The organism is Curtobacterium oceanosedimentum (assembly GCF_020297365.1).
Classification (GTDB): Bacteria; Actinomycetota; Actinomycetes; order Actinomycetales; family Microbacteriaceae; genus Curtobacterium.
On sequence record NZ_JAIXIG010000023.1, the window covers coordinates 48,425 to 59,471 of the forward strand.

General features: G+C 70.6%; 9 protein-coding genes and 1 pseudogene. 1 reads left to right on the top strand and 9 read right to left on the bottom strand.

Features of this window, described 5'->3' with window-relative positions; all coding sequences use genetic code 11:
• Window positions 1-2: 2 nt before the first annotated feature.
• From LEL83_RS16365 to dusB, 6 genes and pseudogenes are all read right to left on the bottom strand, one after another.
• Window positions 3-668, bottom strand: a complete 666-nt coding sequence (locus LEL83_RS16365; protein WP_372454455.1) for an ABC transporter permease — start codon at window positions 666-668, stop codon at window positions 3-5.
• A gap of 183 nt (window positions 669-851) precedes the next feature.
• Window positions 852-1,088, bottom strand: a pseudogene (locus tag LEL83_RS16370) (ABC transporter permease); the annotation flags it as partial.
• A gap of 81 nt (window positions 1,089-1,169) precedes the next feature.
• Window positions 1,170-2,786, bottom strand: a complete 1,617-nt coding sequence (locus tag LEL83_RS11455; protein WP_225558904.1) for an ABC transporter substrate-binding protein — start codon at window positions 2,784-2,786, stop codon at window positions 1,170-1,172.
• Between the two features lie 544 nt (window positions 2,787-3,330).
• Window positions 3,331-5,250, bottom strand: a complete 1,920-nt coding sequence (dnaG, locus tag LEL83_RS11460; protein ID WP_225558905.1) for a DNA primase — start codon at window positions 5,248-5,250, stop codon at window positions 3,331-3,333.
• Between the two features lie 124 nt (window positions 5,251-5,374).
• The gene (locus LEL83_RS11465; RefSeq protein WP_225558906.1) at window positions 5,375-6,676 is read right to left on the bottom strand and encodes a deoxyguanosinetriphosphate triphosphohydrolase; all 1,302 of its coding nucleotides are present in this window, start codon (window positions 6,674-6,676) and stop codon (window positions 5,375-5,377) included.
• On the bottom strand, window positions 6,673-7,839 hold the full coding sequence (dusB, locus tag LEL83_RS11470; protein WP_225558907.1) for a tRNA dihydrouridine synthase DusB: 1,167 nt from the start codon (window positions 7,837-7,839) through the stop codon (window positions 6,673-6,675). The genes LEL83_RS11465 and dusB overlap by 4 nt, the downstream gene beginning before the upstream one ends.
• Before the next feature lie 47 nt (window positions 7,840-7,886).
• Between dusB and LEL83_RS11475 the strand changes: the two genes are divergently transcribed.
• On the top strand, window positions 7,887-8,372 hold the full coding sequence (locus tag LEL83_RS11475; RefSeq protein WP_225558908.1) for an aminoacyl-tRNA deacylase: 486 nt from the start codon (window positions 7,887-7,889) through the stop codon (window positions 8,370-8,372).
• Between the two features lie 107 nt (window positions 8,373-8,479).
• Here the strand turns inward: LEL83_RS11475 and LEL83_RS11480 are convergent, their stop codons facing one another.
• From LEL83_RS11480 to LEL83_RS11490, 3 genes are all read right to left on the bottom strand, one after another.
• Window positions 8,480-8,698, bottom strand: coding sequence for a hypothetical protein (locus tag LEL83_RS11480; RefSeq protein ID WP_182066755.1), 219 nt, complete (start codon window positions 8,696-8,698; stop codon window positions 8,480-8,482).
• Window positions 8,695-9,429: a DsbA family oxidoreductase gene (locus LEL83_RS11485; protein ID WP_198658345.1), complete on the bottom strand. Its 735-nt coding sequence runs from the start codon at window positions 9,427-9,429 to the stop codon at window positions 8,695-8,697. The genes LEL83_RS11480 and LEL83_RS11485 overlap by 4 nt, the downstream gene beginning before the upstream one ends.
• 117 nt (window positions 9,430-9,546) lie before the next feature.
• Window positions 9,547-10,932: a glycine--tRNA ligase gene (locus LEL83_RS11490; RefSeq protein ID WP_198658344.1), complete on the bottom strand. Its 1,386-nt coding sequence runs from the start codon at window positions 10,930-10,932 to the stop codon at window positions 9,547-9,549.
• Window positions 10,933-11,047 lie beyond the last annotated feature (115 nt).

Sequence of the window (11,047 nt, forward strand, 5' to 3'; positions counted from 1 at the left end):
CGCTAGAACCTCACTCTCGGGTCGATGAGCGCCGCGACGACGTCGACGACGAAGTTCGTCACGGCGACGATCACGGCGAGCATCGCGACGATGCCCTGCACGGCGACGAAGTCGCGGGCGGACAGGTACTGGTTGAGCTCGAACCCGAGCCCGCGCCAGCCGAAGGTGGTCTCGGTGAGCACCGACCCACCCAGCAGCATGGCGATCTGCAGACCCATCACGGTGATGATGGGGACCAGCGCCGGACGGAACGCGTGCGTGCGGACGAGCCGTGCCTCCCGGACGCCGCGCGAGCGGGCCGCGTCGACGTACTCGGAGCCGAGCGAACCGATCATGTTGGCGCGCACGAGCCGCAGGAAGATGCCGGCCGTCAGCAGGCCGAGCGTCAGCGCGGGCAGGACCGCGTGCGACAGCACGTCACCGATCACCTGCGCGTTCCCGGTCCGCAGGGCATCGATCAGGTAGATGCCGGTCGCGCCGGGGATGTTGTCGAGGATCAGCGACACCCGGGTCGACGCGCGGTCGCCGAGCGGCAGCCAGCCGAGCCACACCGAGAAGACGAGCTTGAGGAGCAGGCCACCGAAGAACACCGGCGTCGCGTAGGTCAGGATCGCCAGCGCGCGGAACAGCACGTCCGGCCACTTGTCGCGCAGGTACGCGGCGAGCATGCCGAGCGGGATGCCGAGCAGCAGCGCGACGATGAGCGCGTAGAACACGAGCTCCGCGGTCGCGCCACCGTACGTCACGATGACCTCGGTGATCGGCCGGTTGTCGGTCGACGTCGTGCCGAAGTCCCCGCGCAGGATGTTGCCGAGGTACTCGAAGTACTGCACGATCACCGGGCGGTCGTACCCGGCGGCGGCGAGGCGCTCCTGGAGCTGGGACGGCGTGAGCCGACCGCCGACCGACGCGGTGATCGGGTTCCCGATGACGCGCATCAGGAAGAACACGAGCGTCACCAGGATGAAGACGGTCGGGAAGATGAGGAGGAACCTGACGAGGATGTACCGGCCGAGCCCGCCGCCGTTCTTGGCACTGCGCTGTGCCTGCGGCTTCGTGGGCTCCGACTCGATCGCCTCGGGTGGCATGAGGGTCACGGTGGGGATGCCTTTCGTGGACGTGACCAGGGGGCGTTCCTCGTGGGAACGCCCCCTGGTGTCCGTTGGGTGTTACTTGCTGAGCGTGGCGTAGCGGAACTTGTACGAGGAGTCGAGGGTCAGGCCCTTGACGTCCTTCGAGGCGACCGCGACCGACTTGCCCTGCAGCAGCGGCAGCGTCGAGATCTGGGTGGCCTCACGCTCCTGCGCCTGCTCGATCAGGTCGGCGCGCTCGTCCGCGTCGGACTCCTGCTGCTCGGCGGCGATGAGGTCCTGGATCTCGGCGTCGTCGTAGTGGTTCTGCACGAAGTTGTCCTTCGAGAAGAACGGCGACAGGTAGTTGTCGGCGTCCGAGAAGTCCGGGAACCAACCGAGCTGGTACACCGGGTAGGCGTCCTTCACGCGCTCCTGCGAGTACGTCGTCCAGACCGTGGACTGCAGGTTCACGGTGAACAGGCCCGAGTTCTCGAGCTGCGTCTTGATCGCCGCGTACTCGTCGTCCGAGGTGGAACCGTAGTGGTCGGGCGAGTACTGCAGGTCGATCGTGACCTTGCCCGTGACCCCGGCGTCGGCCAGCGTCTTCTTCGCCTTGTCGACGTCCGCGCCGCCGTCACCGTCGCCGTAGAGCTCCTCGAACGGCTTCGCGGCACCCGTCAGGCCGTCCGGCACCATCGAGTAGAGCGGCGAGTAGGTGTCGTTGTAGACCTCCTTGGCGATCGACGCGCGGTCGACCACGTCGGCGACGGCCTGGCGCACGGCGAGGGCCTTCGCCTCGTCGGCGTCGTCCGTCTTCGCACCGAAGGGCTGCGTGTCGAGGTTGAAGACCATGTAGCGGATCTCGCCACCGGGGCCGTCGGTGACCTCGAGCGAGTCGTCCTTGCGCAGGTCCGCGATGTCGGTCGGCGTGAGCGAGCGGTAGGCGACGTCGACGTCACCCTCCTGCACCGCGAGCTTGAGGTCGGTCTCCTTGGTGTAGTAGCTGGCGGTGACCTCATCGGTCTTCGCCTTGCCGAGGAGGCCGTCGTACTCCTTGTTGGCCTTGTACTGGATCGTGTCGTTCTCCTTGTAGGAGGTGATCCCGTACTGCCCGGCGAACGCCTTGCCCTTGACGATGTCGTCGGCGCTGGTGAGCTCGGTGGCCGAGAAGACGTCCTCGTCGACGATCGGGCCGGCGGGGCTCGAGAGCACCTGCGGCCAGGTCTGGTCGGCGTGGTCGAGGTTGAACACCACGGTCGTGTCGTCCGGGGTGTCGATGCTCTTGAGGTTGGCCAGCAGCGACTGCGGGCCGTTCTCGTTGTTGATCTTGAGCTCGCGGTCGAACGAGAACTTCACGTCGCTCGACGTCAGCTCGTTGCCGTTCGCGAACTTCAGACCGTCCTTGAGGGTGACCTCGTAGGTGGTCGGGTCGGTGAACTCCGCCTTCGAGGCGATGTCCGGCTCGACGTCCGGGCTGCCCACGGGCGTGTTCATCAGGAACGGGAAGACCTGGTTCTGCACGGCGAAGGAGCCGTTGTCGTAGGAACCGGCCGGGTCGAGGGACGTCACCTTGTCCGTCGTCCCGATGCTCAGGCCGTTCAGTTCGGTGTCACTCACGCTGCTGCTCGCGCAGCCGGTGAGCACCAGCGCCGTCGCCGCTGCTCCGGCGCCGAGCGCGATGCCGCGCTTGCCCCACTTGGTCACGGATGCCATGTCCGCTGCCTCTCTGGTCGTGATTGCAAGGGTCCTGGGCCGGCGGTGGATCGACTGTGTGACCGGCCAGGAACGCTCATTGGTATCACCCTGTCACGGAAGTTCTCGACCCGGGAGGCGTTTTGTTTACACCGCTGTAATGCACGAGGGCGTCGCATGCTGCATGATTCCGCCACTGCTGAGCGGCGCGTCGCGCACGAAAGTTGCGCCGTGCAACGTGCCGGGTTGCCGGGTTGCCGGGGCACGTTCGCCGCCGAGGTCGCACTTCGGCCCCCTACGGCTGCCGGTTGGCGTGACGGAGTGCGACCTCGGTGGTGCGCCGACGGTGCGTCGTGCGACCTCGTGCACCCGGCCGGGAGGCTCGACCCGCGTCCGCCCCGCCACTCGCCGACGCCGACTGGTCACGACACACCGCCCGCCCCACGCCGCGCGGTCACGTGCAGTCGGCCGGATCCCGTCCAGCCGACGCGCTGCGACCACTCGACGCCCGGCAGGCGGCACGTCGTGCGACCTCGCGCACCTGGCTCGAACCGCTCGAGGCGGGCTAGGAGGCCTCGGCGTCGGCGCGCAACCGCATCCGCTGCCCGTCGATGTCGACGAGCTGCCGCTGGATCTCGGCGCGTCGCTCGGCCTGCTCGTGCGGGTCCGCGCGCTGCAGCTGCCCGAGCAACGACGCCTTGCGGGCCAGCAGGTCACGCTCGACCAGCGCCACGACGATGCTGCGGGACCAGGCCGCCAGGTCGTCGGCGTTGCGCGCGGGGATCGGCGCGAGGGCGAGCTCGTGCGTCAGGGTGCGCAGGGGCGCCGGCACGTCGGCGAGGAGCCGGTCGAGCCAGTCCCCCGCGCCGATGACGTCGACGTTCGCGACCACGGCGTCCCGCACCACGGCGAGCATCGGCGTCGAGAACGTGGCCGACGCGGCGAGTCCGAGCAGCGGCGCCCCGACGGACGTCGGCTGCTGCACCATCGCCATCACGGCGTCGCGCTCCATGCGGCTGATGGGGTCGTTCGGCAACGAGCGGATCCCGGCGACGGGCTCGTCGGTGACACCCGACCCGTCGTCGGCGGAACCGGCGCGACCGTCGCGCCCCGGGCCTCCAGACCGGTCGTCCTGGCCCGGCGAGCCGGCACGACGCCGGGCGGTCTCGACGGACCGGCGCACCTCGGGGATCTCCATGCCGAGCCAGCCGGCGAGCTCGCGGACGTAGCCCTGGGTGAGCGAGCGGTCGCGGATGCCGGCGAGCACCGGGGCGGCGGCGCGGAGGGCACCGACGCGCCCCTCGACGGTCTCGAGGTCGTGGCCGTCGAGCGTGCGGCGGATCATGAACTCGAACATCGGCCGCTTGTTCGTGACCAGACGGCGGATGGCGTCGTCGCCGCGGGCAAGGCGGAGGTCGCACGGGTCGAGCCCGCCGGGGGCCACGGCGACGTAGGTCTGCGCGGCGAAGCGCTGCTCCTCAGCGAAGGCGCGGGACGCCGCACGCTGCCCTGCCTCGTCCGGGTCGAACGTGAACACGACCTCGCCGTTGGCGTTCGGGTCCGCGCCGGCCAGGTCCCCGAGCATCGGTCGCAGCACCTTGATGTGGTCGACGCCGAACGACGTGCCGCAGGTGGCGACCGCGGTGGTGACCCCGGCGACGTGGCAGGCCATGACGTCGGTGTAGCCCTCGACGATGACGACCTGCTTCTGCTTCGAGATCTCGCGGCGGGCGAGGTCGAGCCCGTAGAGCACCTGGCTCTTGTGGTAGATCGGCGTCTCGGGCGTGTTGAGGTACTTCGGGCCCTTGTCGTCCTCGAGCAACCGCCGGGCACCGAACCCGATCGTGGCGCCGGTGACGTCGCGGATGGGCCACATCAGCCGCCCGCGGAACCGGTCGTACGGCGACCGGTCGCCCTGGCTGACCAGGCCGGCGGAGATGAGTTCCTCCATGGTGAAGCCGCGCCCGCGCAGGTGGTCCTTGAGCATGTCGTACGACTTCGGCGCGAAGCCGACACCGAAGTGCTGGGCGGCCGAGGGGTCGAAGCCGCGCTCCCCCAGGAACCGGCGGGCGGGATCGGCGGCGGCGGTCGTGAGCTGCGAGGTGAAGTACTCGAGCGCGGCCTCGTTCGCGGCGATCAGCCGGGCCCGGGTGTTGTAGTCGGTGCGGGGGCCGTCGCCCTCTTCGTAGTGGAGGGTGTAGCCGATCTTCGCGGCCATGCGCTCGACGGCCTCGGCGAAGGTGGTGTGGTCCTGCGCCATGATGAAGCTGAAGACGTCGCCGTCCTCGCCGCAGCCGAAGCAGTGGTACCGGCCGACCTGCGGGCGGACGTGGAACGACGGGGAGCGTTCGTCGTGGAAGGGGCACAACCCCTTCATCGACCCGACGCCCGCGTGCTTCAGCGTGACGTAGTCGCCGACGACGTCGGCGATGTTGACACGCGAGCGGACCTCGTCGATGTCGTTCCGCGCGATCCTGCCAGCCACCCCTCGATCCTAGTTCGTGGGGCCGACGCTGGCGGACCGGTCCGACCGCGATGTGGACGAGACCACGGCCCGCGCGGTCAGGTCAGACCGCGATGTGGACCGGACCACGGCCTGCGCGGTCACGTCAGACCGCGATGTGGACGGGATCACGGTCACCGACCACCAGGCGCTTGTGCCAGGCGAAGGCACCCTGGTCCGTCAGGTTCGCCACCTGGTCCACCACGGCGCGCAGTCGGCCGGCGTCGTCACCGGCCTCGTGCCAGTCGGCGGCGAAGCCCGGCTCGAGGTCGGCCGGTCCCGTCGCGGCGAGGGCGTCGAGGAGCTCGGTGAGCACCCGCCGCTGGTCCTCGTACACCGGCTGCCGGTCGCCGTGGGTCATCACGAACGCGGCGACGATGCCCTTGAGCACCGCGATCTCACCGATGATCTCGGGCGGGGTCACGACCGAGGCGGCGAACCGGACGAGCGACCCCGAGGCGTAGGACTCGCGGGTGGCCGCCGTCGCCGTGCGCGCGAAACGCCCGATCAGCTGCGACGTCAGGTTCTTGAGACGGGCGGCGTCACGCCGGGAGCCGTCGTACGAGGTCATCCACAGCGGCAGCGCCCGCAGCCGGTCGAAGGCCTCGAGCAGTTCGTCGCGGCTCAGGTCGTCGCCGACCCAGGCGTGCATCGCGGTGACGATGTCGTTCTCGCCGACGCGGTCGCCCAGGGCTGCCACGTCGATGAACCCGGCGACGACGGCGTCCTCGAAGTCGTGCACCGAGTACGCGATGTCGTCGGCCAGGTCCATCACCTGCGCCTCGATGCACCGCTGACGCCGGGGCGCGCCGGCACGGAGCCACTCGAAGGCGTCGTGATCGTCGTCGTAGAAGCCGAACTTGGTCCGGCCGGACGACGACTCGGACACGCCCTGGGCGGCCGGCCACGGGTACTTGCAGCTGGCGTCGAGTGACGCACGCGTCAGGTTGAGGCCGTACGGGCGGTCGGCGCCGCCGGGGACGCCGGCGCGGGGGCCGTAGACCTTCGGTTCGAGTCGGGTCAGCAGCCGGAGCGTCTGCGCGTTGCCCTCGAAGCCCCCGATGCCGGCGGCCCAGGCGTTGACGGCGGTCTCGCCGTTGTGCCCGAAGGGCGGGTGGCCGATGTCGTGCGCCAGGCACGCGGTGTCCACCACGTCGGGGTCGAGTCCGAGCGAGTCGGCGAGCTCGCGACCGACCTGCGCGACCTCGAGCGAGTGCGTCAGGCGGTTGCGGGCGAAGTCGAGCCCGGCGGTCGGGCTGAGCACCTGGGTCTTCGCGGCCAGGCGGCGCAGGGCGCTGGAGTGCAGCAGCCGGGCGCGGTCGCGGGCGAAGTCCGATCGGCGGTTGCCGTGCTCCTCGGGGAGCCAGCGCTCGGCGTCGGCCGGGCCGTACGAGGCGGTGGCGCTCATCCGCCGCTGTGGTGCAGCTCGGCGGCGGCCAGGACCTTGCGGAACTCGCTGTCGACGTCGCGGGACTCGAGCCAGCGGTCGGGCAGGGCGGTGCGCTTGGGGTGACCGGCACGACCGCGCGGCCCCTCGGCGTCGGCACCCGGGTAGGGCGCGTCGTGGTCGAGCTGGCCGAGCAGGTCGTCGATCTCCTGCAGGCTCGACGCCATGGCCAGGCCGGACCGGACGTCGCTGCCGATCGGGTACCCCTTGAAGTACCAGGCCACGTGCTTGCGGATGTCGCGGCAGCCGTGCTCCTCGGACCCGAAGAACTCGACGAGCAGCTCGGCGTGCCGGCGGAACCCGTCGGCGACCTCGCCCAGGGACGGCATGTACCGGAGCCCCTCACCGCGGAACGCCGCGGCCAGGTCGCCGAAGAGCCAGGGACGACCGAGGCAGCCGCGCCCGACGACCACGCCGTCGGCGCCGGTCTCGTCGACCATCCGCAGGGCGTCGGCAGCCGACCAGATGTCACCGTTGCCCAGGATCGGGATGTCGGTCACCGTCTCCTTGAGCGTGGCGATCGCCGACCAGTCGGCGTGCCCGGAGTAGTGCTCGTTCGCGGTGCGGGCGTGCAGCGAGACCGCGGCGACACCGGCGTCCCGCGCGATGCGGGCGGCGTCCAGGTAGGTCAGGTGGTCCTCGTCGATGCCCTTGCGCATCTTCACGGTGACGGGGACGTCACCGGCGGCGCGGACGGTCTTGGTGACGAGCTCGCGGAACAGCTCGAGCTTCCACGGCAGCGCCGCTCCGCCGCCCTTGCGGGTGACCTTGGGCACCGGGCAGCCGAAGTTCAGGTCGATGTGGTCGGCTCGGTCCTCGCCCACCAGGATCGACGCCGCCTCGGCCACGGTGTTCGGCTCGACGCCGTACAGCTGGATCGAGCGCGGGGTCTCCGACTCGTGGTGCTGGATGAGCTGCATCGACACCGGGGTGCGTTCGACCAACGCGCGCGAGGTGATCATCTCGCACACGTACAGTCCGGCGCCGTACTCGCGGCACAGCCGCCGGTACGCCATGTTCGTGATGCCCGCCATGGGCGCGAGCACGACCGGCACGTCGACCTCGATGGGGCCGATGCGCAGGGGGCCGCCGACTCGCGACGCGGGCGCTTCTGTGATCGTCATACCGGTCCCATCCTCCCACGTCGGTGCCCGACGGTAGCGTTCTCCACATGACGACCGACGCCATCACCAGGTTCGACGCCGACGCAGCCGCCAGGGGCCTGCCGGTCGAGGTCGTCGAACGCCCGGCCGCGGACTCCCTGGAGCAGGCTGCCGGCCTGCTCGGCATCGAACCGGGCGACATCGTCAAGACCCTGGTGGTCAAGCGGCACGACGGCGGGTTCCTGCTGGCCCTGGTGCCCGGCGGCCGGAGCATCGCCTGGAAGAAGCTCCGCACCGTCGTCGGCGTCAACAAGCTCTCGATGCCCGACGCCGCCACGGCGCTCGAGGCCTCCGGCTACGAACGCGGCACCATCACGCCGATCGGCGCGACCGGCGAGCTGCCCGTCTACGCCGACGAGCGCATCCTCGGCCGTCGCGTCGCACTCGGCGCCGGCCGGCACGGTGCGAGCGCCTTCGTCGACGCCGACGCGCTCGTCGCCGCGTACGGCGCGACCGTCGCCGACATCACCGACGCGGAACCGCAGCGCGGCTGACCGGTCCCGGCGACCGACGGATCGCGCCCCCGCGCAGCCGTTGCGCCCCGCAGAGTCGGGGCGCGACGACCGCACGGGGGCGCAGGGCCGCACCCGGACGACGGACGTCAGTCCGGCACCTCGGTCCAGTCCCCCTCGGAGCCGGCGAACGCGCCGGCGTCGATCAGGCACGCGTCACCCTCGCAGACCGGCGCACCGCCGGGCGTGACGAGCGTCAGCAACGCGGGGCGGGCCTCCAGGCCGGTGAGCGCGTCCGGCACGGACGGTACCGACGTCACGGCCTGGAGGCGCACCGCGCCCTGGTCGCTGATCGTCGCGCCGGTCATCGAGTCGCCGCCACGTCCGCGCTCGCGTCGTCCGCAGCACGCTCGGTCGCAGCCGCGACCTCGTCGGGCGTCGTCTCGCGGAGCGCGACGACCTGCGACAGGACCTGCTCGAACGCCGACGGGTCCTGCGCGCCGGAGACGCCGTACTTGCCGTCGATGACGAAGAACGGCACGCCGTTGATCCCGTAGGCCTGCGCCTGGGCCTGGTCGGCGCGGACGGCCGCGAGCTGCGAGTCGTCGCGCAGGGTGGCGAGGACCTCGTCGCGGTCGAGCCCGACCTCGGCGGCGAGGTCCGCCAGCGCGGCGTCCTGCCCGACGTGCTCACCGCGTTCGAAGTAGGCGGTGAACAGGCGCTCGACCATGTCCAGCTGCTTGCCGTGCTGCTTGGCGAGGTGGATGACCTGGTGCGCCTTGACGGTGTTGGTGTGGTGCATGGCGTCGAAGTCGTACTGCAGTCCGACCGAGGCGGCGATCGCCGAGACCTGGTCGAGCATCTGCTGCGCCTGGTCGACGGGCATGCCCTTGTGGCCGGAGAGGAACTCGGCCTCGGTGCCCTCGAAGTCGACGGGGGTGTCCGGGCTCAGCTCGAAGGAGTGGTACTCGACCTCGACGGGCCGGGCGTCCGACGAGGCACCGAACGCGGCCACGCCGGCCTCGAACTTGCGCTTGCCGATGTAGCACCAGGGGCAGGCGATGTCCGACCAGACATCGACCTTCACGGAGTCGTTCATGCTCATCCCCAACGCGGGCGTGCGGCGCGCATTCCCGTCGCACGACCGAAGTCACCCCGCGCCACGCGATCGCGCGGTTCGGGGTGACTTCGGTCGTGCGGAGCGGAGCGGAACCGCCTACGCGCCGAGCAGCCGCTCGGCCAGGTAGCCCTGCAGCCGGTCGAGCGCCACGCGCTCCTGGCCCATGGTGTCGCGCTCGCGCACGGTCACGGCCTTGTCCTCGAGGGTGTCGAAGTCGACCGTGATGCAGAACGGCGTGCCGATCTCGTCGTGGCGACGGTAGCGACGGCCGATCGCCCCGGCGTCGTCGAAGTCCACGTTCCAGTTCTTGCGCAGGTCGTCGGCCAGGCCGCGGGCGACCGGGGACAGCTGCTCGTTGCGCGACAGCGGCAGGACCGCGGCCTTCACGGGCGCCAGGCGCGGGTCGAGGCGCAGCACGGTGCGCTTGTCGACGCCGCCCTTCGCGTTCGGGGCCTCGTCCTCGTGGTACGAGTCGAGCAGGAACGCCATGAGCGCACGGGTCAGGCCGAACGACGGCTCGATGACGTACGGCACGTACTTCTCGTTGGCCGCCTGGTCGAAGAACCGCAGGTCCTGGCCGGACGCCTCGATGTGGTTGTTGAGGTCGAAGTCGGTGCGGTTCGCGACGCCCATGAGCTCGCCCCACTCCGAGCCGGTGAAGCCGAAGCGGTACTCGATGTCGGCGGTGGCGTCGGAGTAGTGCGCCCGCTCGCCGTCCGGCACGTCGAAGCGGCGGAGGTTCTCCGGGTCGATGCCGAGGTCGGTGTAGAACGCGACGGCGTCGGCGATCCACTGCTCGTAGTGCTCCTCGGCCGAGGCCGGCGGCACGAAGTACTCGATCTCCATCTGCTCGAACTCGCGCGTGCGGAAGATGAAGTTGCCGGGCGTGATCTCGTTGCGGAACGCCTTGCCGACCTGACCGATGCCGAACGGGGGCTTCATCCGGCTGGTCGTCACGACCTGCGCGAAGTCCACGAAGATGCCCTGGGCAGTCTCGGGGCGCAGGAAGTTCAGGCCCTCTTCCGACTCGACCGGGCCGAGGTACGTCTTGAGCATGCCGGAGAACTCGCGGGGCTCGGTCCACTCGCCGCGGGTGCCGCAGTTCGGGCAGGCGATCTCGGCCATGCCGCCTTCGGGGGCGCGGCCCTTCTTCGCCTCGAACGCCTCGAGCAGGTGGTCCTCGCGGAACCGGTGGTGGCAGTGCAGGCACTCGACCAGCGGGTCGGTGAACGTCGCCACGTGCCCGGAGGCCTCCCACACCTTGCGGGGCAGGATGACGGCGGAGTCGAGGCCGACCATGTCCCCGCGTCCGCGCACGAACCGCTGCCACCACTGGCGCTTGATGTTCTCCTTGAGCTCCACACCGAGGGGCCCGTAGTCCCACGCGGAGCGGGAGCCTCCGTAGATCTCACCCGACTGGAAGACGAAGCCGCGGCGCTTGGCCAGGGCGATGACGCTGTCGAGACGGGAGGGCTGTGCCAAAGGGTGCTCCAGAGGTCGCCGAGCTGGGTGCTCGGTGCGGAAACGGTCCGGGCAAGACTACCGGCGATCGTCAGCCGGGAGGCCCGCCCCGCCCCCGCCGTCCGCGCTCACGACC